We start from the raw sequence: 25,717 nt of genomic DNA, 5'->3' as shown, positions 1-25,717 counted from the left end.
CGGACAACCTGTAAGTTGGTCTGCGATCGACGGGGGACGACGTGATTCGTAACAAACATCGAAGCGTGCGGGCTTCACCGTGCGCCGCCGCTGCGCTGCGGCACACACATTCAGGCGCACAACACTGTGACGGTTCGCCGTCACTTCAGGCAGGGAGATTCTCATGACATCCGAAGCGGCGATCGAGGCAATAGAGCTGGTCAAACGATTCGGCGACAACGTGGCCGTCGATGGGGTGAGCTTCACGGTTCCGCAGGGATCCGTTCTCGGATTGCTCGGCCCCAACGGCGCGGGCAAGACCACGACAGTGCGGATGATGACCACCCTGAGTATCCCCACCAGCGGAACTGCGCGGGTGGCCGGTCACGACGTCGTCACCGACCCCGGGGCGGTGCGGCTGAGCATGGGACTGACCGGCCAGGCAGCGACCATCGACGAACTGCTGACCGGACGTGAGAACATCCGGATGATCGGCGAGCTCTACGGGCTGTCGGGCAAGGCAGCACGCCGTGCCAGCGACGAACTCCTCGAACGGTTCTCCCTCACCGCCGCCGGTGACCGGATCGCTCGAACCTATTCGGGTGGAATGCGCAGGCGCCTCGACCTCGCCGTGAGCCTCGTTGCCACACCACCGGTGCTGTTCCTCGACGAACCCACCACCGGACTCGATCCGGCCAGTCGGATCGAATTGTGGGATGTACTCCGGGAACTGGTCGAGGACGGCACGACACTACTGCTGACGACGCAGTACCTCGAGGAAGCCGACCAACTGGCCGACAAGATCGTCGTCATCGACAAGGGCAAGGTCATCGCCTCGGGCACGCCGGTGCAGCTGAAGGACCAATCCGGCAAGGCCAGTCTCGTTCTGACGGTGTCGCACGTGGCCGATCTCGACGAGGCCGAGCGCATGCTCCGCCAGCACGTCTCGGACGTGCGGGTCGACAGGTCGGCCCGGCAACTGTCGGCGCCGACCGACGGCCTACGCGACATGACGCGTATCGCGAATCTTTTCGACGACAGCACCATCCTTCTCGATGACATCGGTCTCAAACGTCCGAGCCTCGACGATGTCTTTCTGAGCCTGACCGGTCACCGCGCCGAGACGGTCGAAACCGCACGTACCTCAGATGACCTGGAGACAGCCAGATGACCACCACATCCACACTGAACCCCACCGCGATCGGTACCCGGCTGACTCGTCCCGACATCAAGCCTGCGGGACTGGCACGTCAATCGTGGATCGTGGTGCGGCGGAACCTCACCCACATCAAACGAATGCCGGAGATGCTGCTGGATGTCACCATCCAGCCGGTGATGTTCGTTCTGCTGTTCGCCTACGTTTTCGGTGGGTCGATCATGACGTCGGGCGCGAACTACCGCGAATGGTTGCTCCCGGGCATCATGGCTCAGACCATGGTGTTCTCCTGCTTCGTGGTCGCCGTGGGATTGAATTCGGACCTCGACAAGGGCATCGTCGACCGCTTCCGGTCACTACCGATCTCGCGGTCGTCGATCCTCATCGGCCGGAGCGTGTCCAGCATCATCCACTCCAGCATCGGCGTCGTCGTCATGTCGCTGACCGGCCTCCTCATCGGCTGGCGCATCCACAACGGCTTCGGTGAGGCGGTACTCGCGTTCGCGCTGCTGTTGCTGTTCGGCTTCGCGATGATCTGGTTCGGCATCCTCGTCGGATCGTTGATGCGCTCGGTCGAGGCGGTCCAGGGGTTCATGTTCACCTCGATGTTCCCCATCACGTTCCTGGCCAACACCTTCGCACCCACCGAACAGATGCCGACCTGGCTGCGGACCATCGCGGAATGGAACCCGATCTCCGCGCTCGTGCAGGCCATGCGCCAGCTCTGGGGCAACGCTCCCGCAGCACCCGCCGGCGCGGCGTGGCCGCTGCATCACGCGGTTCCGGTCACGATCGGCTGGTCACTGCTACTGATCGCGATCTTCGCGCCCCTCGCGGTGCGAGCCTTCCTGAACCGGACCCGTGACTGACCGATACGGACGGCAGCTAGCCCGACACCTCGTCCACCAGCTCCCACACCATCGCGGTCTGCGCGTCGAGGGCAACGCCGGTCACGCACAGCCAGAAGGCACGCCAGCGTCCGATCCGCCGCGGCACGCTGACGGTGCCGCCGGCACCGGGGATCAGCCCCATCGCCACCTCGGGAAGCCGGAAAAGGGAGTCCGGCCGGGCGACGATTCGGTCGGCGAACGCGGGAACCTCGATTCCTGCCCCCACGCAGCTACCGTGCACGCGGACCTCGATCCGGTCGGCGAGCTGCGCGACAAGCCGGCCGGCGCCCGCCCGGGTGCGGATCAGATGGGCGGTGGCCAGGTCGGGTGTCGTGCCGAATTCGTCGAGGTCACCCCCCGCGGAGAAGGAAGGTCCGGAGCCGTCGAGCACGATTTTCGTGATGGTGGTGTCCACGAGTGCGAGCCGCAGCGCCTCGACCAGACCGTCACGGACCTCGGCGCCGTAGGCGTTGCGGCGTTCGGGCCGATTCAATGTGACAAGAAGCGCGTCGTCTTCCCGCCGGACGAGCACCGGTTCCTGCGGCGAGGGCGGCGGCAACGGGCGCGGCCCGCGCTGCTCGAGCCATCGACGAAACTCCGGGCCCCCGAGCAAGGTGGAATACGCGAGCGATTCGACGTCGATCGCGGCAGGCACCGTCAGGTGCTCGGAGAGCTTCAGCACCTGGGCCAGTACCAGCGTCGAGTGCGGGTTGTCGGCGACCTTGCGGTGCAATTCTCCGACTGCCACATCCGGGTCCGGCACGGACACCGCGACGCGGTTGCCCGGCGCCGACTCCGCGACGATCGTCGCATCGAGGGCGGACGCCACCTTCTGCACATCTGGTGACAACTCATGGCCGCCGTGGTGCAGGCCGACGAGTATCCGGTCACTGACGCGTGCCCTGTCCGCGGCGCGCACGCAGGTGACCGACTCGGCGGCGCCGTCGAGGTTCACCGTGAGCATCGGGCTGTCGATTTCGGCACCCACGGACAGCAGCGGGCGGTCCGCAGCACCGTCGGCCAACTGCTCGAGCGTGATCGTTCGGACGTCGTTACCCATGAATACAGCCTGCCAGCTCCATATCGGTTGCGTGCAGCCGGGTTTCGTCGACCGCGTAGCATCGACGCCGTGCCTTCCCCCTCGACGACGGATCCCTCGGACCCGGTGCGAGACTGGGCCGACAGTGGCGTGGTCGCACTCACCGGCCGCCACGGCGGTCCCCCAATCGTGCCGCCGGGGCGGGCAGCGACGGTGGCGCAGGAAAGGGCCTCGTGGATCGCCGAGGTCACGGAACGCAGCTCGCATCCCGTGCTTGTCGACGGTCCGCGACTCCTGTCCGAACGGGCCGCGTTCACCGGACACAGCCGGAGTGGAGACATCTCGGTCGGCGGCAGTTGTCGCCTCCTGCCCACGTCCGACGGGTGGGCGGCGGTGTCCTGTGCGCGACCCGATGATCCCAGCCTGTTGGGGGCGCTGATCAGCCGCGCCGTCGACGAGTCCGATCCGTGGCCCGCTGTTGCCGAGTGGCTGACGACCCACACCGGATCGGAGTTGGACGAGCGGGCGGAACTGCTGGGCGTCGCGGCGGGTTCGCTCCGGTCCACGGACACGATCCCTGGTCCTCTCGTGCCGCTGGCACCTCGTTCGGTGCAGGGATTGCTGGTCGTGGACTTCAGCGCCCTGTGGGCGGGACCGCTGTGTGCTCATCTCCTCGGGTTGGCCGGCGCCCGCGTCGTCAAGGTCGAGACACCGACCCGCGCGGACGGCGCCCGCCGTGGCAACGCCGACTTCTACGCCCTCCTGCACGGCGGGCACGAGGCGGTGGTTCTCGACCCGGATACCGTCGAGGGCAGGCGGTCGTTGGCCCTGTTGGTCGAGGCGGCCGACATCGTCATCGAGGCATCCCGGCCGCGCGCGCTCCGGCGCTTCGGCCTCGATGCCGACGAAGCGGTGGCGCGGGGAACCACGTGGGTGTCGATCACCGCGGCCGGGCGCGGGTCGGATCGGATCGGCTTCGGCGACGACCTCGCGGCGTCCGCCGGCCTGGTCGCGCACGATACCGACGGTTCCCCGTTGTTCGTCGGTGACGCGATCGCCGACCCCCTCACTGGTCTCACCGCCGCCGCACTGGCGATGTCGGCCCCTGCCGACGGATCGGGATACCTGTGGGACATCTCGATGTCCGCGGTCGTGGCGGCCACGTTGACTGGCGAGCCCGAGGTGCAGTCCGAACGACGAAGCGGTCATTGGGTCCTCGTGACGGAGTCGGGTGTGGCCGAGGTCGCGCATCCGCACCGCCGGACACCGCGAGGGCGGGTCGCGAATGTCGGAGAGAACACTGTCGACGCTCTCCGCAACCTCGGAATTCCGGTGCCATGAGCGACCTCGTCATTCGCAACGCGGAACTGGGCGGCGTGTCCGGTGTCGACATACGTATCTCCGGCGGAACGGTCACCGAGATCGGCCACGGAATCACCCCGGCAGGAGCCGAGGTGATCGACGCCGACGGTGGCGCTGTGCTGCCCGGACTCACCGACCATCACCTGCACCTGCACGCCATGGCCGCCGACGCCGTCTCGGTTCGGTGCGGGCCTCCCCACGTTCGCGATCGCGGGGATCTCATTCGCGCACTCGAACGTGCCCAGGCCGACGACAACGGGTGGGTGCGCGGCGTCGGATACATCGAAACCGTTGCCGGCGATCTGGATTCCTCTGTTCTCGACGCCCTGCACGGGCAACGGCCGGTGCGGATTCAACATCGGAGCGGGGCGATGTGGGTGCTGAACGGCGCCGCTACGGCGGCCGCGCGCCTCGCAGAGGCCGACCACCCAGGAGTCGAGCGCGACCGCTCCGGAACCCCGACCGGGCGCGTCTGGCGCGCCGATACCTGGCTGCGCGAACGCCTGCCACGCTCACAACCGCCCCGGTTGGCAAACATCGGTGCGGCGCTGGCCCGTTTCGGGATCACGACCGTCACCGACGCCACCCCCGACCTTTCCGCCGAGTCGCAGCAGGCCATCGGATCGGCCGTCCGCTCTCGCGAACTTCCCCAGCGGGTGTATCTGCTCGGCGCGCCGCTTCGAGGCGACCCGGACACCGTGGCGGGACGCGTCAGCGTGGGCCCGTACAAGATCGTGCTGGCCGATTCGGGTTTTCCGGACCTCACGGAGTTGGCCGACCTCATCCGCGACGTTCACGCGCTCGGCCGCGCCGTCGCCGTCCACTGCGTGAGCCGGGAAGCGCTGCTCATTCTTCTCAGCGTGTTCGAGGAGGTCGGCACAGTTCTGGGTGACCGGATCGAACACGGCGCACTCATCCCCCGCGAGAGCCTCGACGACGTTCGCCGACGGGGATTGCGGGTGGTCACTCAGCCGGGCTTCCTCGCCCACCGCGGCGACGACTACCTGCGCGACGTCGACCCACGGGACCTCTCGGATCTCTACCGCTGTCGCTCGCTGATCGACGCCGGCGTCCCCCTCGCGCTGTCGAGTGACGCCCCCTACGGTCCCCTCGACCCATGGCAAGTGATCGCAGCAGCCGTCGACCGCCGCGCACCCACCGGCGACATCGTGGGCATCGACGAGCGCATCACCGCTGCCGAAGCCCTGGACCGCTACCTCACGCCCGCCGGGGACCCGGGTGGCCGGCCCCGCGGACTCACCGTGGGAGAACCCGCCGACGTGGTGCTGTTGCACGTTCCGCTCGAGGAAGCGTTGCGAGTACTTAGCTCCGAGGTCGTTCGGAGCACCGTGCTGGACGGAATCGTCACTTGTGCTGCGTCCGTGGACAATTCCGACTGAGTTCAGGAGTCGATCCGGATTCGCCGCCGATCGGGCATTTCGGCGCTATCGTGTTTTCGATGACGTACACACCCGATCCGCGTGTCGACGCCTACATCGATGCCTTGCCGGAGTGGCAGCAGACGATCTGCAGCGAAGTCCGGGAGCTCGTACACGAGGCGGATCCGGAGGTCACCGAAACAATCAAGCGCACCGTCCAGCCATACTTCGTGCTGCAGGGCAATGTGTGCGCACTGCTGGCCGCGAAAGATCATGTCAACGTGTTCCTGTACGACGGCGGTATCGTCCCCGATCCGGACGGAATCATCACCGCCGGCCACGACAACAAGACCGCGCGCACGGTGGCCTTCCGGGAAGGCGAGAAGATCGATGCACCGCCGCTGCTGGCGATGTTTCAGCAGATCATCGCTAATAACCGTGCGGGCGGGTGGCGGAAGTTGAAGCGGGAGATGTAGCGCGGAAAGTGCGCGAGTGGTGCCTTCTGCGGGTTAGGTTGGCTGCATGGCGACCGGCAAGAGCAAGTCTCCCGCTGTCGAGCTGGCGGTCGGTGATCGCACCGTGCGAATTTCTCATCCGGAACGCGTGTATTTTCCGGCCACGGGGGCGACGAAACTCGATCTCGCGAACTATTACCTGAGCGTCGGCGACGGCATCGTGCGCGCGCTCCGGGAGCGGCCCTGCATGACCCATCGCTTCCCGGACGGACTGAGCGGGGAGAAAGTTCATCAGAAACGGTTGCCGCGCGGCGCACCGGATTGGGTCCAGACGGTGCGGGTGACGTTCCCCCGCTATGGGCGTCACGCCGACGAGTTGTGCGTGACGCATCTGGCCGACGTGATCTGGTCGGTGCAGATGTCCGCAGTGGAGTTCCACCCGTGGAACTCCCGCCGAGCGGACGTGGAGAAACCCGACGAGTGGAGGATCGATCTCGATCCGATGCCCGACTGCGGTTTCGACAGGGTGCAGCGCGTCGCCGGTGTCGTGCACGAGGTGCTCGACGAACTGGGGGCGACGGGCTGGCCGAAGACCTCCGGCGGATCCGGCGTGCATGTGTACGTGCGCATTCAGCCCCACTACGGATTCGACGACGTGCGCCGGGCGGCGCTGGCCTTCGCCCGTGAAGTCGAGCGGAGGGCGCCGGAAGATGTGACCACGACGTGGTGGCGTAAGGACCGCGACCCCGAGAAGGTCTTCGTGGACTACAACCAGAACGCCCGCGACCACACCATCGCCAGTGCGTATTCGGTGCGGGGTGTGGCCGAGGCAACGGTTTCGACGCCGGTGTCCTGGGACGAGATCGACGATGTCGACCCGAGGGAATTCACCATCGCCACGGTTCCCGCCCGCTTCGAGGAACTCGGTGACCTACACGCCGGAATCGACGATGCGGTGTTTTCGCTGGCGCCCCTGCTGGAATGGGCGGAGCGGGACGAAGCCGCCGGCCAACCCGATCCCGGTGGCGCCGAGGACTGATCGCCGACGCCATCAGCCATCCGGCGCGATGGTCGCGAGGCGCACTCATATGCCTTGACGCGTATATACCCAAAGAGGCATACTCGAATCATGGCGCTCGATGTGTTTACCGTGGTAGCCGAGCCGCAGCGCCGCCGGATTCTGGAACAGTTGCGCCGCGGCCAGGCGAGCGTCGGAGAGTTGGTCGACGTGCTCGACCTCTCGCAGCCCACGGTGTCGAAGCATCTACGGGTACTGCGCCAGGCGGGGTTCGTCACGTGCCGCACGGCGGCGCAGCACCGTATCTACAGCTTGCACCGCGACCCGTTCGACGAACTCGAGGCGTGGCTCCGGCCGTACCGCCAACAGTGGGATCGCCACCTCGACGCACTCGGACATCACCTCGATTCGAAGGAGAACAGGACATGACAGAGACCAATCGCCGGAGCGCGTACCGCCCCGGACCACTCGGTCGAGTCGAGACCACACCGGAGGGCGACCGGTGGACGCTGACGTTCGTTCGCGAATTCCCACATTCCCCGTCAGCGCTGTGGACAGCGCTGACCGATCCGGCGGAACTGCCGCAATGGGCGCCGTACACGGCGAGCCGCAACCTCGGAACACTCGGCCCTGCCACGCTCGTCATGGTCGATGGGGAAGAGCGAACCGAACTCGACGGCAACGTCACACGCGCGGACGCCCCGCACGTCCTCGAACACGCGTGGGGCGACGACGTCCTGCATTGGCAGATCGACGAAACCGAGTCGGGAACGCGACTGACACTGCGCCACACGCTCGACGACAAACGCACAACTGCAATGACGGCCGCCGGCTGGCACATGTGCTTCGACGTGGCCGAAGCACTCTTGGGTGGCAGCCCGATCGGGCCCATTGTCGGCGGTGACGCGATGAACTACGGCTGGCGCGAACTCAACGAGCAGTACTCCGCACTGCTCGGAGTCGAGCCGATCGACCCGACACTCGAGTGAACCGCTGACAGTGCCCGACTGCGCCAGTACGGTCGAAACCATGAGACTGCAATGGGAATCTGTTGTCGTCAACGCGGTGAATCCGGCCGCTCTCGGACAGTGGTGGGCAGCCGCCCTGGGCTGGGGGCTGGTTACCGACATCGAAGGGGATGTCCATATCCGGCCGACACCGGAGAGCCATCCGGAAATCCTGTTCGTCGCCGTTCCGGAACCCAAGCAGATACAGAACAGGCTGCATCTCGACTTTCGGCCCGACGATCAACAGGCCGAGGTCGAGCGACTCCTCGCCCTGGGCGCCAGACACGCCGACGTCGGTCAGGGACAGGAGAGTTGGGTCGTGCTCGCCGATCCGGAGGGCAACGAATTCTGCGTTCTCCGAAGTCGGTAACGCTCACTCACACAGTCGCCCCGCGCAGATCCCGGAGAGCCTCGTGTTGAACGACGAGTACCCGACCCACCGGGACGCCGACGACCCCCGCCGTGTCGTGAACGGACAGTCCGTCGATCACTCTCAGCAGCATGATCTCCCGAGCAACGGGGTGTAGGCGCTGCAGGAGCTGCGATACCTCCCGAGGTGCGTCGACAATGCCGAATTCGGCGTCGGCGCGCGCACGGTTCACCGTCCCGGCCATCCGTCGATACACCTCGCGCACCGGAAACTCGTGAGCAGCAAGCGAAGATACGTCGCGGGCGACGACGAGCAACGCCTCCTGCGCCACCTCACCGACCCGACGCGATGCCTCACGACCGTTCCCCAACCTGGCACGGCAGTAACGCACCACGTACGGCCACAGCAACGTGGTCAACCGTTCGACGCCGGCACGATCCCCTGATGTAGCGGCAGTTGCCGCGGAACGCACATCGTCACCGAACATACGTCCATCCTCTGACACGTCCGACGGCGACACATCAGGGATTATCCCCATCTCGAGATGCGTAGAAGTCCCTATAATTCGGGCTTGCGTCGCAGGTTCTTCACGTGTCCGCGTTGCTTCTTGGCCTCGAGCCTGCGCCGATGGGAGCCCTTGGTCGCGGTTGTCGGCCGCCGCCGGCGGGGTTCGGCCAAGAGTGCCGCCCGCAACAGGGACGACATCCGAGCCCGTGCCGCTCGGCGGTTTCGCAACTGAGACCGAGTGTCGGAGGCAGTCACCGTCACCACCCCGTCGACGAGTCGGTGCCCCAGACCGATCTGCAATTGCTCGTACTGCCCCGCCGTGAGAATCGACAACGCACGCACGTCGATCGACAGCTCCACCCGCGAATCCGTCGTATTGACGCCCTGCCCACCGGGACCCCCCGAGCGAGAGAACCGCCACTGCAACTCTGCGGCAGGAACGATCAGCGATCGAGTGATCTCGAGGTCGTCGGTGACGTCACTCCCTGGAAGTGCCCGGGGTCCGTCGCTCATGATCACAGTGTGCCCGAGGGGACGACAACGCACACATCCCAGAACCCGCGCACGAGTGCCGGTAGCGGCACACCGACGTAACAGAGAAGCCCCGAGCCGCGATATCCCCCGGACTTCCAATATCTCCGAAGGACCGAATGACTCACGTTCCGCCACCCGTATCCGCGACCCGGCGGAAGTGGCCATGGATCACCGGCGCGATCGTCGCGGTGATCGCCGCGATCACCTTCCTCAGTCCGACCGAGGACGACCACTCGGCCGGCGCCGCGGCGGTATCCGCCTCCGAAACTTCGGTAGCGTCGCCGACCACGACTGCACCGGCCTCCCCGCAGGCGGCGCTGCCGTCGGATCCTGATCTGTCCGCCGTCGAACCCCGGATGGTCGACGGAACTCGAGCGAGCGATGCGCTTCGCCTGCTCGATACCCTGGCGATAAAGGGCCGCGCCCCGAAAACGGGTTACGACCGCGAACTCTTCGGACAGTCGTGGACGGACGACGTGACGGTGGAGGGCGGCCACAACGGTTGCGACACACGCAACGACATCCTCCGGCGCGACCTTCGGAACATCGTATTCAAACCCGGATCCCGCGACTGTGCGGTGCAGAGCGGGACCTTGCACGACCCGTACACCGGGAACACCCGCTTCTTCGTGCGTGGCGAGACCACCTCGAGCGCCGTGCAGATCGACCACGTCGTCGCGCTCTCCGACGCGTGGCAGAAGGGCGCCCAGCAGCTCGACACCGCCACACGTCGCAACTTCGCGAACGACCCCCGGAACCTCAGAGCGGTCGACGGACCCACCAACCAGCAGAAGTCCGATGGTGACGCCGCGACGTGGCTGCCGCCGAACCGAGGTTTCCGCTGCACGTACGTGGCCGACCAGGTCGAAGTCAAAGCGGCCTACGGGCTGTGGGTCACCCAGGCGGAGCACGACGCGATAGCGCGGGTCCTCCAAGATTGCGGCGGAACCTCTCCCGTCGTAGCGCCTGTGCCAGCCCCCGCACCCGCCCCTGCGCCAGCCCCCGCCCCTGTGCCGGCTCCAGCGCCCGTCCCCTTCGCCGAACCCGCACCCCCCAGCGCGGTGTATTACAAGGACTGCTCGGCGGCCCGGGCCGCGGGCGCCGCTCCGGTGCGCGCGGGTGACCCCGGCTATGCGTCACACCTCGATCGTGACGAGGACGGCGTCGGCTGCGAGAACTGACCCGAAATACGCCTGCGACCCGAGCCTGACGAGGCACGCGTCCACGGCACCCGTTATCGTGAAGTGGCCTGCAGGGACGTCGGGTACCTGTAGATCTGTTGTACATGTCAGAAAGATGAGATCGGCATGACCGCTGCACCCGACGAAGTCGGCACCCCCTCTCCCCCGACGGCCCCCGCCGCGCTGACCAGGCCTGCTCTGTCGGCTCGTGAGGTGGAAGTCCTGCGCCACTGGTTGCGCAGCGATTCCAAGCTAGCCGTCGCCGGTGACCTGCACATCGCTCTCGGCACGGTCAACACGCACCTGAGCCGCATCCGCGAGAAGTACGCGCTGGTGGGGCGTGACGCGACCACCAAGACGGCGTTGCTGGTCCGGGCGCTTCAGGACGACATCATCACCATCGCCGAACTCTGAGGCCTACGCCCTCCGCAGGGCATCCCGATTGATCTCACCGACCGAGGTGAGGCCGCTCAGCCCCAGCGTGAGGTCGAATTCGGCGATCACGTTCGCGGTGGCGTCGCGGACGCCGTCCCGGCCTGCGAGGGCCAGACCGTAGAGGTGTGGCCGGCCCAGGGTGACCGCGTCCGCCCCCAGAGCCAACGACTTGAAGACGTCGGCCCCCGTACGGATACCGCTGTCGAGGAGCACCGTCATCCTGCCGTCCACAACAGGCGCGATGTCTGCGAGAGCGTCGAGCGCCGAGACGCTGCCGTCCACCTGCCGCCCACCGTGATTGGACACCACGATGCCGTCGACACCCGTGTCCAGAGCGCGCCGGGCGTCGTCCGGATGAAGCACACCCTTGAGGAGGACGGGAAGGCTGGTCCGCTCACGCAGCGTCTCGATGTCGCTCCAGCTCAACGACGGCCGAGAGTAGATGTCGAGGAAGGTCTCGACGGCCGCACGGGGCTCCGGTGACCGGAGATTGTCGAGGAACCGGCCCGGGAATCGCCGGGTCATCGACACGAGGGATCGGATCGCGCCGAGTGTCACCTCGACGTCGGGCTTGGCCGCTGCCGCCGCGATTCGATCACGCACGATGCGGCGGAATACGGGGTCCGAGGTGTACTGCGCGATGCCTTGCCCCTGCGCGAACGGAAGCGAACCGAGATTGAGGTCCTCCGGCCGCCAGCCGAGCATCGTCGTGTCCAGGGTGACCACCACAGCATCCGCCCCGATCTTCTCGGCACGGTGCAGAAGGCTGTCGACCAGCTCGTCGTCGGTGCTCCAGTACAACTGGAACCAGCGGGGCGCATCACCCATCACCGCGGCGCTGTCTTCCATGGGCGCGCAGCCCTGGTTCGAGAAGATGTACGGGACACCCAGTTCGGCCGCCGCCGCCGCGATCGCGACGTCACCCTCGGGGTGCGCCAGTTCCGCGGCGCCCACCGGTGCCAGCAGGACCGGTGCGGGTAGCCGTCGTCCGAACACTTCGACGCCGATGTCGCGGCGGGAGACGTCACGCAGCACGCGCGGAACGATCTGCCATGAGTCGAACGCCTCACGGTTGGCCTGCATGGTCCGGCCCAGCCCGGCGCCGCCGTGAACGTACGCCCAGGCCTTGGGACTCATCTTCCTGCGGGCACGGCGTTCGAGCGTCGCGAAGTCCGTCGGGACAGTGGGTGTGCGTCCCAGAACACCGTCACGGTAGATCACGTTCTGGCGGGCCCGGCCCGGGTTGTCCTGGTTCTCGCTCACAGCCATGCGCCGAGTCTTGCACAGAGCACGAAGGCGCAGAGTCGATCGGACGCGTATGTTCAGTACCGGCACCACTTCCTGCAGACCTGTCTCACCACAGCACTGCCGCGTCCAACACCACCGACGTTCCAGGAGTCCGAGATGCCCGATCGCCAGTCCCTCACCGGCGCACCCTGTTGGATCGACCTCACCAGTTCCGACCCCGCACAGGTCAGTCCGTAGCGGTCCACCTCACCCTTCATGCGAATCGCCTCGATCATCTTCGGGTTCTCCGCACTGCCTCGTATGAGCGCGTAATGCCCGTCACGGCGAAGATCCGCGCCCACGCCCGGCGGCGCGGGAGCGCGTGGCCGACGGAATCTCTTCGCCTTCGGAAGAAAGTGCCGCCCGTACACCGGAGTCGGCCCTCTCCCAGATTGTGGGCACCGCGGTCACGCCGCTCATGCGGTACGCCCCCGGCGGCACGGAACGGGTGGTGATCCCGGAACGGCCACGGCGGAGACCGGACGGTGTTTCTGATCAACGATCCCACCTCACTCCACGAGGCCGTGATCGAGACCCCCGACGTTCCACCGGGCGGATCCATCCGAACCAATCAGGACGGCACCGCATCAATCCTCGACGCCACCGGCAACGAAGTCTCACAGATGGCCGCGCCCTGGGGGTACGACGCGAACGGACACCCGGTCCCCACCCACTATGTGGTCCGCGACGGGCAACTGATCCAGCAGGTTCACGCCGACGCCCACACCGCTTACCCCATCCTCGCCGACCCGCCACCGACCGGCGAACGGCAAGACGTGGCGGCGAGCAAAAGTAGGTTCGGCAAGACGCGGAGTACATCCGATTCCGACACCGAAGGCGGGTACCCGCAGCGGGCGTTGGACAACCTCAACCGCGACCCCCATGCCACGGAAGCCGAAGAGGCCGACATTCCCCTACCCTTCGACGGTGCTGCCGCCGTGCAACACGACGGAAACGGCCAAATCGACCTTGGAATGGCCTCATCCTCTGACTCCGCTGCGAGTGATGCCGAGCCGAACCCCACGCCGCCAGGAAATGCGGCAACGTCGGCGGCGGCAGGGCTTGCCATGGCCTCAGCGGGTACAGCAGAAACCGGAGTAGGGATACCAGTTGCCGTGGCCCTGGGAATTCTGGCGGCCGGTGCACTCATTTACGGAATGGCCGCCGACCGGGGAGACGGCCGCGACGAACTCGGGCACTACGCGGATGGAAATCCCGGTATCAGCGGTAAAGCAGAGGAGCAAGCGGCGCTTGACCGTTACGAAGACCAGACTGGCCTGAGTGTGGAACGACAACAAGTACGAGCAACAACTCCCGACCGCCCCAGCGGTCGCTACTATGACGGCCTCGTCGAGAAGGCGGATGGAACATACGTAGGGATAGAAGTGAAAAGTGGAACCGCCACCAAGAGTAGGAGCCAACGAAGCTTCGACGAATCTGTCAGTGCCGACTATCCAGCTACGGCGAGGATCGGCGACCAAATCATCAAGATCACCGAAGTCCTCGAGATACCTGGGTGAGCAATGCGACCGACACACTTATTGACCTATAGCGGCAGTTTCCAGACCGCATTCTCGGCAGACAATGGGCCCGAGGACTTTCTTCGGCCGTTGCGTCGACTCAATGGAGAGGAGCGCTTTTCGCTCAATCTCATGAAAATCCCCAGGGGGAAGTGGCTCGAGGACTTGTCTGAGGCGGAGAGACGAGAGATGGCGGAAACCTATCTGCAGTGCGCCGGATCCGCAAACGCATTGTCCATCGAACTCCGTCAGAAGGCCGCTGGGGCATATCACCTGTATACGGTGGGACGCCCGGGGGTGCGGCGAGGTAAACCGGGTGTCGCGATACCGTTCCAGCACGGCAACCGCACTCTTCAGGTGTATCCGGATGAGGTGTTCGTCGCCGAGGAAGCTGCCGAAATTTTCCATCGATACTTCAAGACCGGTGAGGTCGACACCCGCTACCTATTGCGAGAGATCGACCTGAACGCGTTCTATCGTGAACTCGAATCCGATTCTGACCCACCTGACGGCCTGTAATCAGTGAGGAAGTAGATGTGGTGCCCGGCGACGAACATGGCGTTGTCTACGCGGGTGATGGCATCGGCAAGCGAGAACAGGCATTCCAGCGCGATCGCCATCGTGCCGACCTTCAGGACTGGCGATGCCGCCCCATGGAACGATTCGAACGCCAGCAGGCCGGCAGCGGTCACCGCCACGATGGTCGGCAAGGTGTACAGCAGCATGTAGGCGATGACCTGCCATCCTCCGTACTGCTCGAGTATTTGTCCTCCCGCGCGGGAAGGCTCGGACAGCCAGAAGAGTGCCAAGCCGAAGACGACGATCGCGGCATAGATGAAAGGGTTGCGGGTCGAGCCGCGCTCTACTCGTCGGCTCCGTGGTCCAGGTGTCGTCTTCGCTTCCAGTGCCCCAGATGATGACAACACCGAGCATTGCTCCACTGGCGAGCATCGCGAAGCAATGCGTGACCTGGCGGATCAACGACAGATCGGTCAGATGCGGTGCGATCCAGCTCTGGAAGTAGGGGTCGCGGGTTACGGCGGCGAAACCCCAAAGGACCAACATGACGGTCAGGCGTCGTTCGAGGAGCGGGTCGCGGATGAACAGTAGCCGCAGGATTTTCATAGGGCCAACAGCACCAAGCACAGCGGCATCGCGGCCGACAAGATCACGCAAGCCGACCAACACACGAGCGCTGCCTGCTGCCATCGCCGGGCCACGACACGCGAACGCGCGGTGTGATGACGTTCGAGGGCCCTCGCGCGGGACTCGGACAGAACCGCGCGCGGGTGCCATGAGCAGCAGAAGCACGCACCCCGCCATCACATACAGGGACCACGGCAACATCTCCAACATGCCGGTGATGGTGCCGTGCGGGTTCTCCGCTTCAAATAATGCCTGTTCTGAGCGTTGCGCAGTGAGGCGGTGCGCTGTCATCCCCGTGTGACGGCATCCGCGGTAGCTAGAGATCAACGCCGGATTACACTGTTAACAGGCGTTAGGAGAATATCTCATGACCGTTGCAGACGATCGACGCGCACGGGCCGCAGCCGAGCAGTACACGCGCGGTGCACTCTCGTTCGAGGACGCGCTGACCCGCACCGTCGGGCACCCCATCGAGCGCGCCACCGTCGCCTGCGCACTCGAGTACCTCGCTTCCCTCGGCGCGCTGCAACCGCAGGGAGCGCTCTCACAGCACGACAGCGACCTGCTCGACGACGCCGGCTTCACCGATGACGGCGAACGCGCCAGCCTCGCCGTTGCCCTGGGCCGGGCGCAGACCATGACCGACCTCCGGCGCACCGCGCTCACTGCCTCCGACGTCGCTGATCTGCTGAAGGTGAAGGCTCCGCGGGTGCGCCAACTCACCTCCATCGAACGCAAACTCTGGGTTCTCGACGACATCGACAAGCGGGGACGCCTGTACCCGAAGGCGCAATTCACCGACACCGGAATGGTTCCGTACCTCGACCACATCCTGCCCCGGCTCCCCAGAACCCTGCACCCCCTGACCGTGCACGCGGTGCTGACAGTGTCGCGCGAAGACCTCACAGTCGACGGACACCCTGCATCGGTCGTCGAGTTCCTCACCTCGGCCGCAACGGAAAAGGACCTACCCGACGTGCTCGAGGTCGTCGAACGCGCGACGAGTCTCGGATAGTGGCCACCACCACCCCGCCCCGGATCGAAGACTTACGCACCGCAGGAATCCTCGCCGACGAACTGGTCACCATCCCCGCTGCCACACATCGTCTCTGGCGCATCCACGCCACCGACGGCACCCACGTTCTGCCGTGGAACGGCTTCCGCACACACGGTCCGCTTCTGCGCTTCGATCACCACCCACGACCGCGGGGGGACCACCCCGACTACGGCATCTGGTACGGAGCCAGTAGCCCGCGCGGCGCATTCGCCGAGGTCTTTCAAGGGACCCCAGTGATCGATCGGACCGACCGTGTCCCGTACCTGTCCGCGTTCACCCTCGATCGAACGCTGACACTGTTGGATCTCGGAGGATTCGCCGGCGGCACCTGGCCGACCCGACTCGGATGCAACCACTCCCTCGACTCGGGCCCACACACCCAGTCCCAGGCGTGGGCTCGCTCGATCCGCCGCGCCCACCCTCACCTCGACGGGATCGCATACCGCGGAAAATTCGCCGGTGAACTGTGCGTGGCGCTGTTCGAACCAGCAGCGGACGCCTTCCCCACCAACCCGGCACTCTCTCTGCCACTGTCCCATATCGGTCTCGCACGCCGAATCGACAGCGCTGCAGTCGCGCTGGGCTATCACGTCGTCTGAGCGAGGAGGGTGGGATCGCCTGGCCGCGGGGTGATCATCGTCGAGGGCAGTAGTCGCCGTCGATGTCACCGGCAGAAGGATGCGCACCTCGAGAGCCACCTCGTCATCGCTGCACAACCCAGATATCCACGTGCGCAGTGCTTCAGGTCGGCAATCCACACGGCCGACGTCGCCTATCACACCGTCTTCGACCATCGCGATCTGAGCGAAGTCACGGTGCACATCCATGCCGATATATCGGACCACCACAGCCACCTCCAACCAGTCTCGAGGATTCGAGGAAAGGGTGGGCAATCGACACCTACGGATTCGCGCTCGCAGCGCAGCCGGACAAGTCGCAAGGGCGGCCATGTACTAACACGGGCTCGCGGCCCATCGAACAAGAACGGCCTGCCCATACCGATTCCTCACAGATGCCCCAGTTCCGGACGGTCTCACCGTACGACCGGGAAAACACACCCCGGCCAGCCGGCCGAACTACGCGAGGCACCTATTAAATTTCATGTCAGATACGAATGCCATCGAGCGCCTCAATGCCCGGTACCGGCGGGCGATCCGGGCACGCGGGCACTTCCCGACGGGCCAATCGGCGCTCAAGTGTCTGTATCTCGCGACCCGAGCACTTGGACCCGACAGGGAAAGGCAGAGCACGAGGGGCAGTGAGATGGAAGCCGGCACTGAACTCATTCGCGATCACGTTCGAAGGCCGGCTCACCCCGAGCGAGAACTAAACCGATGTGCCAGATCCAGATCCACCGAATAACTGATAGTCCCGTCCGAGGTCGGGGACCGGGGTGTGCACACGCACAGCCTCGTGCTCGGGTCGATGGAACCACGCACCTTCCACGGCGTCCTGCCGTCCGTGACGATCGTGGGTGACAGAAAACACGAGTCGAGGGCGGAATCATGACGTCAGTTGCAGGCAAGGTTGTTCTCATCACCGGTGGCGCGTCCGGTATCGGCCTCGAGACTGGACGTCGACTCGCCGGCCTCGGTGCTCACGTCGTGCTCGTCGACCGTACCGAGGTGCCGGCGCCGGTTATGGCGAGTCTCGACACGTCACGCAACGGACGTCACCTGTCCATCGGCGCCGACGTTACCGACACGGAGTCACTCGAGCGCGCCGTGTCCACGGTGCTCGCCGAGTACGGCTGCCTTGATGTCGTGGTCGCCAACGCCGGTATCGCGGAGGCGGGAACGGTCGCCATCAGCGACGTGGAGACGCTCGCGAGAATCGTGGACGTCAATCTCATCGGCGTCATCCGCACGGTTCATGCGACGCTCTCCGCGGTGACGGCTCAACGCGGCTTCTTCCTGCTGGTCTCCTCGGCGGCCGCCCTGAAGAACGTTCCGGGTCAATCCGCCTATGCCGCTGCCAAGACGGGTGTGGAGGCGTTCGGTGGGGGGCTTCGCCTCGAGGTCGCGCACAAGGGTGTCGGTGTGGGGGTGGCTCATCCAGCCTTCGTTCGCACACCCATGTTCGACTCGCAGCACAGCATCGACGCGGTGCGCGCGGGCATCGAGAAACTTCCCTGGCCGTTCGACGTGGTCACCGAGCTCGGCGACTGCGCCGATGCCTTCGTCGATGCCATCGTAAAGCGGCGTCGAAAGGTGTACGTGCCCGGCGCACTTCGGGCCGTCGACACAGTACGGGGTATATTCACCGGTCGTCTGTGGGACGCGATTCTTCGACCGAAGGTGAAGAAGACCGTTCCCGCGTTAGAGCGCGGGATCCTGGAGAGTCGCGCGAGTGGTACGCTCCCGCGTCAATAGCCACCACGCCAACACCAGATCGGTGGTCCTGTCGATGTCGAGACCGGTGAGGTCGCCAAACCTAGCGACACGGTTGCGGACGGTGTTGCGATGTACGAACAACACTGCGGCCGTGTCGTCTACGCGGCGGTCGTTGTCCAGGTACGTCGCCACGGTGTCCATGATCTCGCGGCCAACGGCTCCACGCTCCACCAGAGCGGTCAGGTGCGCGGTCGCGAGGTGATCCGCGGCGTCCTCCCCCAGCGCCAGCAGGGGGAGGGGCCCGAGCGCGGCCAGGTCGAGGACGCCTGTCTTCCCGAATGTCGTGGCGAGTTCGAGTGCACGGTGCGCCTGACGGTGCGACGAACGTGCCTCGGCTGCCGGCCGGGCGTCACCGATCCCGACGGGTACGGCGGCGTCGCATCGGTCAGGAACCGCGGGGAGCAGTGCCACGAGGTGGCGGTCGATGACCGCGTCGATGACCGCCAACTCATGTGTGCTGCTGCGGATCCGCAGCATAGCGCGAACGTCGGACACGACGGACGAATCATCCCACGCGACGCACGCCACATGGTACGGGTGGTCGAGCACGATACCGTGTTCGCGCGCATCCGCGTCGAGTGACGCAGGAACGTAGGAGCCCTCGACCAGTTGACGGATGAGGTCGGCGCGGCGCGCGGCGCCGGACACTGCCCGCTCCTGCATGACGGTGTTCACGGCGGCGGAGTACGAGGTCGCCCACTCCCACATCATGTCCTGCATGTCGTCGACGGCGTGACTCGTCAACCCCTGCTCGGCAGCGTTGTGCCGAATAACCTTGAACAACTCGCGCGCACCGAGTTGGATGCTGTGGGCGATCAGTTCCAGGGGAATCTTCTGATCGGCCCACCGTCGGACGAGATCGCTGACATCGTGCTCGTTCACGGCGGGAGAGTCACTGCGTACCCGCCGCACCACGATGTCGAGCACCGCGCGGGTGTTCCGCTGGACCTCGTCCCGGGCGACCGAGTCGTACACGGGGATGTTCCTACGGTACAGCTCGGTCAAGTCGGCTGCCACGGTGTCCATCTGGGCGTCACTGTCCGAGATGAGCGACGCGATCCGCGCAGCGATCTCACGTTCGCGCAGTACCGTACTGTCCTCCTCGGTCATCGGCTCCGCCTCTCCTGTGTCACGAGCATCGCGCATCCGGGCGTTACGCATCCGGCGTTCGTACTTCCAGGCCGGCGAGTCGGCGAATCTCGGGTGCGGCGGCGCGGCTGCGCGCGGTGAAGGCACGTGTGGGCAGGAATGAGCGCAGAGCGAGCAGTATCCGACCCGACCGCGGGTACACCATGCGCGAGGATCGCTCCTCGAGTGCGCGGACGAAGTGCGGGACGATCTTCTCGACCGGTGTCACCGCTCCGAACGGACCTGGCAGGGCGTCGAGCAGGGCCGCGAAGGCCGGTTGCGCCATCTTGCCGGTAACCAACGTCGTGTCGATCCAACCGGGATGGAATGACCCGACTCGCACGCCCGTTCCACTCAGTTCAAGGCGCAGCGAGTTCGCGAACGCCTCGAGGCCTGCCTTCGCCGCGGCGTACGCGGCGTGGCCGGGTTGGTGGGCGAACGACGCCCAGGAGCAGGTGAACGCGACATAGCCGCCCGACTCGAGGACCGCGGGCAGTGCTGCCCTGACGATGTTGTGCGCACCGATCAGATTGATGTCGATGATGCGCTTCCATGCCCCGTCCGGAAGAAGATCGATGGGCCCGTACTCCGAGACACCGGCATTCGCCCAAACGATGTCGATTGCTCCCCGCTCGACGAGAATCGACTCGACCACTCGCTCGCACGCATCGGCGTCTCGAACGTCAAGCACATGTGTGGCGCACGGACCCGTCATCGTAGCGGCAACTCGGGCCAGCCCCACTGCGTCCACGTCGAGGAGCACCACCACGGCGCCGCGGCGCGAGCACTCGACTGCGGTGGCGGATCCGATTCCGCCTGCGGCACCGGTGACGACGATGACCGATCCGGCCAGGGGGGAGGAACTCATGTGCCGACTCTCTTCGAGAACGTGGAGGGGAGATCGATGACAGCGAGCGCCGATTCGGTGATGCTGCCCAGAACGAGGTGCGGCCCGCGGCGCACCACGCTGGTGACCATGGAGTACTCGGGCGACGAGGTCTGCAGATCGTGCACGACGGCGCCCTGGCCGTCCACCGCGATGACCCACGTTGTGGACGCGCCGGAGCGCACGCGCTCCGGCAGCGAGTAGGCGAGCCTGCGCAGGACGCCGGGGAGCGGTGCCACGCGATCGAACAGAGCGCTGCGCGGCGTCGCCATCGCCACCCACGTCAGGTCGCCGTCGACGGACATGTTGTCGGGGAAGCCCGGAAGGTTGTCGACCAGCACACGCGGTGTGCCGACGGCACCGTCGGCCAGCGGATACGTCATGACGCGAAAGTCTCCGGTCTCGCAGACAATCAGCAAATCCTCGGCGTCGGACACGGTCAGTCCGTTCGCGAACTGGATCCCCTGGTGCAACACCCGAGCGCTGCGATCCGGCTCGAGCACCACGATGCGTCCCGTCCCGGAGTGTTCGAGGAGATCCCCGAGGAAGTCGTGAAAACCGAAGCGGCGCGTCGACACCGTGAAGTAGACACGACCCGACGCGGCGCGAACGACGTTCGACGCGAACGTGATCGGCTCACCGTCGAGCGAGTCGAGCAGGACGTCGACCGCACCGGTGTCGAGATCGACCCGGAGCAGACCACGTTCGCTGTCGCACACCAACAGGGTCGCGTCGTCCACGACCGTCATGCCGAGGGGTCGTCCGCCCGTGTCTGCGAGCGTCTCGACCGTGGCGTCGCCGTCGGTGATGGTGACGCGAAGAATCCGGCCGTCCTCCACCCCCGTGACGATGCGGCCGAGCGAGTCCACTCGGACGTCCTCCGGTCCGCGCCCAGGAAGCTCGATGCGTCGGATACCTCTGACTGGGTCCGCGCTCGCCGTCTCGCGCGCACGAGGAGTGGCCCGGGGCGGCGTCCACCGGACGGGGTGCAGTCGCGGCGGCAACTTCTCGGCCTGCCCGGCAGCCGCCGACGGCCAGGCCCGGCCCGTGATCACCGCGGCGACAGCACCCGCCGAACTCCACGGTGCGCCGTGCCCCTCGTGTCGGAGCGGAAACGCATCGATTTCCGGACCCGCCGCACACCGTGCCATCGCGACAGGATCGACACGACGGTCGTCGAGTCCGTAGACCAGCTCGATCGGACATGTCAGTGCCACGAGACGGTCGGCGAGATCGCTCTCCTCCAGGTAGTGGTCGATCGCCGTCGTGGACGACCGGAATCGCCCGATACCCGTCTCGGCCAGGTCGCGCACCGCGAAGTCCGGTACCGGCCCACCTGGTGCGAATGCGGACCTCAGACCACGCCGTAAGGAACGGGCGGGCAGCGCTTTCCACACCGCGGCGCCCAATGCAGGCACACGCAGGATCGCCTCCGACAGCTCGTGCGCGGTGAGCCTGCTCGCCACGGTAGGGGGCGTCGACACCAGCACGAGGCGGTTCACGAGCGCCGGGAACTGTTCCGCGAGGGACGTCGCGACCAGTCCGCCGCGCGAGTGGCCGACGACCGTCGCCGATGTATGGCCCGCGGAGCGCATCGCACGCGCGACGTCGAGTGCGTCCTGCTCGATCGACACGGCGCCGCTCACTCGGGGTGTGAGCACCGACCCCGGGAGGAGCGGGCGGACACGGTCCCACGTCGAGGGAGAGCCACCAAGACCGTGAAGGAGAACGACGGCGTCGGAACTCATCGCGCCACTGCCCGTATCCGGGTCGTGTGGCGACTGCGATCGAATCGCATCGCTCTGCTGCGATACCCGAGAATGCTGCCGGGCCACAGATTGCTGTTGCGTCCGGCCGGATCGAGGTACCAACTCGAACATCCGCCGCTCGTCCATACCGTTCCGTCGGTGAGATCGTCGATCTTGTCGGCGTACTGCGCCTGAGCCGTCACAGTGGGTTCGACCGAACCACCGGTGCGTAGTGCATGAGCCATCACCCGTTCGATGTAGTGGATCTGCGACTCGAACATCAGGATGACGGACGTGTGTCCCAGCGCGATGTTAGGTCCGTGCATGAGATAAAGATTGGGGAAATTGGCCACCATCGTGCCGAGGTAGGCGCGCGGGCTGTCTCCCCACCCATCCGCCATCGACCGGCCTCGACCGTCGAACACCCTATCGGTTAACGGAAGTCGGCTGGTCTCGAAACCGGTGCCGAAGATGATCGCGTCCACCTCGTGCGCGGTGCCGTTCGCATCGACGACGCCGCGGGGGGTGACCCGGGAGACACCAACGGTCTCGACGTTCACGTTGGGCTGCGCCAGTGCCGGGTAGTACTCATCGGACAGCAGGATACGCTTGCAGCCCATGCGGTAGTTCGGGGTGAGCTTGTCCCTGAGCTCGGGGTCGCGCACCGCGTGGTGTAGATGCGCGCGCCCTTCCTTCTCCCCGATGGCCATCAGGAACGGGTGCCGGAACGCGAGCAGCTTGATCTCGCGTTCAGCGTAAATGAGTGCTCGCAGCGCTCGCTGATAACCGGGGATCGTCCGCAGCAACGCACGCCTGGTCGAGGAGATCGGCTTGTCCTCGCGCGGCATCACCCATGGAGCGGTGCGCTGGAACACTGTCAGCGAGCCGACGATCGGCTGGATCTTCGGCACAAACTGGATAGCGGAGGCTCCGGTTCCGACGACCGCAACACGTCGGCCGGACAGGTCAGTCTCGTGATCCCACTGCGACGAGTGGAACATCACTCCCTCGAAGGACTCGATACCGTCGACGGCGGGGAGCGTGGGATCAGCGAGCGATCCGGTAGCAAGGACCACGTGATCGGCGGTGGACGTCCCCCGTGCCGTCTCGAGAGTCCAGCGCGCGGTCGAGGGGTCCCATGTCATGGACGTCACCGCACACTCCGCGCGCAGACGGGGCAGCAGACCGTTCTCGCGGGCGACACGCTCGAGGTACTCACGAATCTCGGCCTGTCGCGCGAACGTGTGTCGCCACCGGTGGCTCGGCGCGAACGAGAACGAGTACAGCAGGCTCTGGACGTCGCACGCCGCCCCCGGGTAGTCGTTGTCGCGCCACACTCCGCCCAGAGTCGCGGCGCGTTCGAAGATGACCACACTGCCCTCGTGGAGCTTCGAGAGGCGCACTGCTGCACCGATTCCGGCGAAGCCCGATCCGACGATCGCCAGCACGTGGTGATCGGGGCTCGCGGTCGTCTGGGCAGTCACCATGGTCGTCTCGCGATCTGTGAGTTCGGGTTTCGGGAGAACGCCGACCATGCCGTGACACTGGTCGGGAGTTCGGTCGGGAGGGCGAACGAGCCGCCCAGGGCCAGAATATCCTTCGGCGGAACGGAGGTGCCGGATCCAGACGTCACACGCACCGACACCAACGCCGACGCGTGGTTGACGTCGCCGCGGTGAAATGCCTGCTCGAAGTACAGGTTCTTGCTGTCGACTCCCAACAGGACCGTCCGGACTCGGTAGGCCTGACCTACGGTGAGCGGGCGCGTGTACGTGATGGTCTGGGCGGTGACGACCGGACTCCATCCGCGGGCCCTGAACTGGCGCCACAGGCCCGTTCTCGCGTAGTACGAGATCCGAGCCGCGTCGAGGACGGACAGGTAGCGGCCGTTCGTCATATGCATCAGGATGTCCAGATCGAACACGAGTACGCGGAACCGCGACACGAGTGGATCACCGACTCGGGCAGAGCGCCGCAGCGTCACCATTCGGAGTAGCCAGCGGATCGTCATGATCACCGAAATCACCCGCTCTCGTGCCTCACTGCCGCGATTCGGCAGTCAGTTCATCGTCCGCGTGAGTCGACGCCATCGGAATGGCTGCCGTGACATGCCAGCGACGGGCGCTCTGTGCATGCGCACAGGCGCGGGTAGGTCAGAGGCCGGGCAGGATGGATGGGCAGGCCTGAGGCCGGTCGGGACACAGCATAGTTTCGGCAGATCCCAGGTCTCGGAGCCGGCGCATCACGCCGAGGCGGACCATGTCGGATTCGCACGATACCGGTACATCGCGCGGAACCGGTTTCCGGACAATCCGGCCTTGGCGTGTCCCCCTTGAGTAGGTCCGGGTTGTTCTAGAGTCCTGATTGCCCTGGTGAGGGCGAAGAAGGGACGATAGGGATCATGGCGGGACGCAAACGTCACTCGGCGGAGGACAACGTTCGCAAGCTGCGACGAGCCGACGAGTTGGCCGCGGAAGGCAAGAACGGCGAAGAGATCGCCGCCGCACTCGAGGTGTCGGCGGCCACGCTGTACAACTGGCGTCGCCAGTACTCCGGTATGGACGCCGACCCCGCGAAGGAACTCAAAGAGCTACGGGAGCAGAACAGCCGGCTCAAGCGGTTGCTCGCCGATGCCGAGTTGGAGAAGGACGCGCTGCGGGAGATCGCCAAGGACGCTCCTATAGATGTCAAGTGGCGAGTGCTCGATAGTCCCGCCGGAGTGCGGTGAACACTTCTCGGGCGAGGTAGCGCTTCTGGCATCTGATGATCTCGGGCATGGATTTGCCTTCTGACGTGCGGCGTTGAGCGTAGCTGCGGGCGCTCTCGTAGTATCGCAGGCGTACGACGACAGCGGTGTGGAGGGCTTGGTTGGCACGGCGATCGCCGCCGCGGTGTAGTCGATGCCGATTTGCCTTTCCTGACGATGCAGGGATGGGTGCCACGCCGCAGAGGTGAGCAAAGGAGGACTCCGACCGTAGCCGCTGCGGGTTGTCTCCGACGGTGACGAGCAATGCCGCTGCAGTTGAGTTCTTTTGCTTCCCAGCGTAGTTCGCGTGTCCGTCTCGCCAGTAACCGTAACGCGACGCTCGTGGCGTTGGTCGGATCTGCCAATGCGGCGGTGTCGGGTTCGAGCGCGATGCAGGCTTCGAGGAGAGCTGTCGTGCTGTGTCCGCGTAGGTGTGTGCGCAGTGTTCGGGTGCGGTGACGAGCATCGAGCGGATGGCGTTCATCGAGGCGGTT

At 65.8% G+C, this 25,717-nt stretch carries 27 protein-coding genes and 2 pseudogenes; 18 read left to right on the top strand and 11 right to left on the bottom strand.

Translation table 11 applies throughout. The features are described from left to right. The first annotated feature begins 163 nt into the window (after nt 1-163). Together JQT59_RS12635 and JQT59_RS12630 are read left to right on the top strand one after the other, a co-directional pair. Nucleotides 164-1,150 carry an ATP-binding cassette domain-containing protein gene (locus JQT59_RS12635; protein WP_213576414.1) on the top strand — a complete coding sequence of 329 codons (987 nt, stop codon included), beginning with the start codon at nt 164-166 and terminating at the stop codon, nt 1,148-1,150. Then, entirely contained in the window at nt 1,147-2,004 is an 858-nt protein-coding gene (locus tag JQT59_RS12630) for an ABC transporter permease (protein WP_109333217.1), read from the top strand. The genes JQT59_RS12635 and JQT59_RS12630 overlap by 4 nt, the downstream gene beginning before the upstream one ends. Nucleotides 2,005-2,020: 16 nt before the next feature. On the opposite strand, the gene JQT59_RS12625 is transcribed toward JQT59_RS12630, so the two are convergent. Next, nucleotides 2,021-3,085 carry an enoyl-CoA hydratase/isomerase family protein gene (locus JQT59_RS12625; RefSeq protein ID WP_213576413.1) on the bottom strand — a complete coding sequence of 355 codons (1,065 nt, stop codon included), beginning with the start codon at nt 3,083-3,085 and terminating at the stop codon, nt 2,021-2,023. 69 nt (nt 3,086-3,154) lie between these two features. Between JQT59_RS12625 and JQT59_RS12620 the strand changes: the two genes are divergently transcribed. The 7 genes from JQT59_RS12620 to JQT59_RS12590 all read left to right on the top strand — a co-directional run bounded on the left by JQT59_RS12620 (nt 3,155) and on the right by JQT59_RS12590 (nt 8,655). Beyond that, on the top strand, nt 3,155-4,405 hold the full coding sequence (locus JQT59_RS12620) for a CoA transferase (RefSeq protein WP_249354364.1): 1,251 nt from the start codon (nt 3,155-3,157) through the stop codon (nt 4,403-4,405). Continuing rightward, nucleotides 4,402-5,826, top strand: a complete 1,425-nt coding sequence (locus JQT59_RS12615; RefSeq protein ID WP_213576412.1) for an amidohydrolase family protein — start codon at nt 4,402-4,404, stop codon at nt 5,824-5,826. The genes JQT59_RS12620 and JQT59_RS12615 overlap by 4 nt, the downstream gene beginning before the upstream one ends. A 59-nt stretch (nt 5,827-5,885) precedes the next feature. After that, nucleotides 5,886-6,281, top strand: a complete 396-nt coding sequence (locus tag JQT59_RS12610; protein ID WP_213576411.1) for a DUF1801 domain-containing protein — start codon at nt 5,886-5,888, stop codon at nt 6,279-6,281. A gap of 46 nt (nt 6,282-6,327) precedes the next feature. Continuing rightward, nucleotides 6,328-7,299 carry a non-homologous end-joining DNA ligase gene (gene ligD / locus JQT59_RS12605; RefSeq protein ID WP_213576410.1) on the top strand — a complete coding sequence of 324 codons (972 nt, stop codon included), beginning with the start codon at nt 6,328-6,330 and terminating at the stop codon, nt 7,297-7,299. Between the two features lie 90 nt (nt 7,300-7,389). Further along, the gene (locus JQT59_RS12600) at nt 7,390-7,707 is read left to right on the top strand and encodes an ArsR/SmtB family transcription factor (protein WP_213576409.1); all 318 of its coding nucleotides are present in this window, start codon (nt 7,390-7,392) and stop codon (nt 7,705-7,707) included. Beyond that, a complete protein-coding gene (locus JQT59_RS12595; RefSeq protein WP_213576408.1) occupies nt 7,704-8,267 on the top strand; it encodes an SRPBCC family protein in 564 nt (187 codons plus the stop codon). The genes JQT59_RS12600 and JQT59_RS12595 overlap by 4 nt, the downstream gene beginning before the upstream one ends. Nucleotides 8,268-8,307: 40 nt before the next feature. Next, nucleotides 8,308-8,655 (top strand): VOC family protein, encoded by a 348-nt coding sequence (locus JQT59_RS12590; RefSeq protein ID WP_109335346.1) that lies wholly within the window; start codon nt 8,308-8,310, stop codon nt 8,653-8,655. 7 nt (nt 8,656-8,662) lie between these two features. Here the strand turns inward: JQT59_RS12590 and JQT59_RS12585 are convergent, their stop codons facing one another. Both JQT59_RS12585 and arfB read right to left on the bottom strand, forming a co-directional pair. Next, nucleotides 8,663-9,142, bottom strand: coding sequence for a sigma factor-like helix-turn-helix DNA-binding protein (locus JQT59_RS12585; RefSeq protein WP_213576407.1), 480 nt, complete (start codon nt 9,140-9,142; stop codon nt 8,663-8,665). 71 nt (nt 9,143-9,213) lie between these two features. After that, a complete protein-coding gene (gene arfB / locus JQT59_RS12580) occupies nt 9,214-9,675 on the bottom strand; it encodes an alternative ribosome rescue aminoacyl-tRNA hydrolase ArfB (RefSeq protein WP_213576406.1) in 462 nt (153 codons plus the stop codon). 137 nt (nt 9,676-9,812) lie between these two features. Between arfB and JQT59_RS12575 the strand changes: the two genes are divergently transcribed. Together JQT59_RS12575 and JQT59_RS12570 are read left to right on the top strand one after the other, a co-directional pair. Continuing rightward, the gene (locus JQT59_RS12575; protein WP_213576405.1) at nt 9,813-10,877 is read left to right on the top strand and encodes a GmrSD restriction endonuclease domain-containing protein; all 1,065 of its coding nucleotides are present in this window, start codon (nt 9,813-9,815) and stop codon (nt 10,875-10,877) included. 126 nt (nt 10,878-11,003) lie between these two features. After that, nucleotides 11,004-11,291 carry a LuxR C-terminal-related transcriptional regulator gene (locus JQT59_RS12570; protein ID WP_201453408.1) on the top strand — a complete coding sequence of 96 codons (288 nt, stop codon included), beginning with the start codon at nt 11,004-11,006 and terminating at the stop codon, nt 11,289-11,291. A 3-nt stretch (nt 11,292-11,294) separates the two neighbouring features. On the opposite strand, the gene JQT59_RS12565 is transcribed toward JQT59_RS12570, so the two are convergent. Continuing rightward, the gene (locus JQT59_RS12565) at nt 11,295-12,581 is read right to left on the bottom strand and encodes a lactate 2-monooxygenase (protein ID WP_213576404.1); all 1,287 of its coding nucleotides are present in this window, start codon (nt 12,579-12,581) and stop codon (nt 11,295-11,297) included. A 503-nt stretch (nt 12,582-13,084) separates the two neighbouring features. Between JQT59_RS12565 and JQT59_RS12560 the strand changes: the two genes are divergently transcribed. Further along, nucleotides 13,085-14,119: a hypothetical protein gene (locus JQT59_RS12560; RefSeq protein ID WP_213576403.1), complete on the top strand. Its 1,035-nt coding sequence runs from the start codon at nt 13,085-13,087 to the stop codon at nt 14,117-14,119. A gap of 189 nt (nt 14,120-14,308) precedes the next feature. Next, nucleotides 14,309-14,638, top strand: a complete 330-nt coding sequence (locus tag JQT59_RS12555) for a hypothetical protein (protein ID WP_213576402.1) — start codon at nt 14,309-14,311, stop codon at nt 14,636-14,638. Here JQT59_RS12555 and JQT59_RS12550 read toward each other — a convergent pair. Further along, nucleotides 14,593-15,045, bottom strand: a complete 453-nt coding sequence (locus JQT59_RS12550; RefSeq protein WP_213576401.1) for a hypothetical protein — start codon at nt 15,043-15,045, stop codon at nt 14,593-14,595. The two genes, JQT59_RS12555 and JQT59_RS12550, sit on opposite strands and share 46 nt — an antisense overlap. 587 nt (nt 15,046-15,632) lie before the next feature. Between JQT59_RS12550 and JQT59_RS12545 the strand changes: the two genes are divergently transcribed. From JQT59_RS12545 to JQT59_RS12530, 4 genes and pseudogenes are all read left to right on the top strand, one after another. After that, a complete protein-coding gene (locus JQT59_RS12545) occupies nt 15,633-16,280 on the top strand; it encodes a hypothetical protein (protein WP_213576400.1) in 648 nt (215 codons plus the stop codon). Next, nucleotides 16,280-16,921: an RES family NAD+ phosphorylase gene (locus tag JQT59_RS12540; protein ID WP_213576399.1), complete on the top strand. Its 642-nt coding sequence runs from the start codon at nt 16,280-16,282 to the stop codon at nt 16,919-16,921. The genes JQT59_RS12545 and JQT59_RS12540 overlap by 1 nt, the downstream gene beginning before the upstream one ends. A gap of 508 nt (nt 16,922-17,429) precedes the next feature. After that, nucleotides 17,430-17,652 (top strand): annotated as a pseudogene (locus JQT59_RS12535) (transposase); the annotation flags it as partial. Between the two features lie 175 nt (nt 17,653-17,827). Continuing rightward, on the top strand, nt 17,828-18,694 hold the full coding sequence (locus JQT59_RS12530; protein WP_213576398.1) for a short-chain dehydrogenase/reductase: 867 nt from the start codon (nt 17,828-17,830) through the stop codon (nt 18,692-18,694). On the opposite strand, the gene JQT59_RS12525 is transcribed toward JQT59_RS12530, so the two are convergent. Genes JQT59_RS12525 through JQT59_RS12505 form a run of 5 tightly spaced genes read right to left on the bottom strand, consistent with a single transcriptional unit; the run spans nt 18,641 to nt 24,503 of the window. Then, nucleotides 18,641-19,825 (bottom strand): PucR family transcriptional regulator, encoded by a 1,185-nt coding sequence (locus JQT59_RS12525; protein ID WP_213576397.1) that lies wholly within the window; start codon nt 19,823-19,825, stop codon nt 18,641-18,643. The two genes, JQT59_RS12530 and JQT59_RS12525, sit on opposite strands and share 54 nt — an antisense overlap. Before the next feature lie 43 nt (nt 19,826-19,868). Then, nucleotides 19,869-20,711, bottom strand: coding sequence for an SDR family NAD(P)-dependent oxidoreductase (locus JQT59_RS12520; protein WP_213576396.1), 843 nt, complete (start codon nt 20,709-20,711; stop codon nt 19,869-19,871). Beyond that, a complete protein-coding gene (locus JQT59_RS12515; protein WP_213576395.1) occupies nt 20,708-22,477 on the bottom strand; it encodes an alpha/beta fold hydrolase in 1,770 nt (589 codons plus the stop codon). The genes JQT59_RS12520 and JQT59_RS12515 overlap by 4 nt, the downstream gene beginning before the upstream one ends. Further along, on the bottom strand, nt 22,474-24,012 hold the full coding sequence (locus tag JQT59_RS12510; protein ID WP_249354363.1) for a flavin-containing monooxygenase: 1,539 nt from the start codon (nt 24,010-24,012) through the stop codon (nt 22,474-22,476). Before JQT59_RS12510 ends, JQT59_RS12515 begins: the two co-directional genes overlap by 4 nt. Further along, nucleotides 23,958-24,503, bottom strand: a complete 546-nt coding sequence (locus JQT59_RS12505) for a thioesterase family protein (protein WP_213576394.1) — start codon at nt 24,501-24,503, stop codon at nt 23,958-23,960. The genes JQT59_RS12510 and JQT59_RS12505 overlap by 55 nt, the downstream gene beginning before the upstream one ends. Nucleotides 24,504-24,878: 375 nt before the next feature. On the opposite strand from JQT59_RS12505, the pseudogene JQT59_RS36920 reads away from it, so the two are divergent. Next, a pseudogene (locus JQT59_RS36920) lies at nt 24,879-25,148 on the top strand (transposase); the annotation flags it as partial. Between the two features lie 16 nt (nt 25,149-25,164). On the opposite strand, the gene JQT59_RS38360 reads toward JQT59_RS36920, so the two are convergent. After that, nucleotides 25,165-25,689, bottom strand: a complete 525-nt coding sequence (locus tag JQT59_RS38360) for a transposase (protein WP_502939848.1) — start codon at nt 25,687-25,689, stop codon at nt 25,165-25,167. Nucleotides 25,690-25,717: the final 28 nt, after the last annotated feature.

It is taken from the genome of Rhodococcus sp. USK13, assembly GCF_018343855.1.
In the GTDB taxonomy this organism is placed as follows: Bacteria; Actinomycetota; Actinomycetes; order Mycobacteriales; family Mycobacteriaceae; genus Rhodococcus_F; species Rhodococcus_F oxybenzonivorans.
The sequence above is the reverse complement of the archived record's forward strand: the minus strand, read 5'-3'. Positions and strand labels throughout refer to the sequence as shown.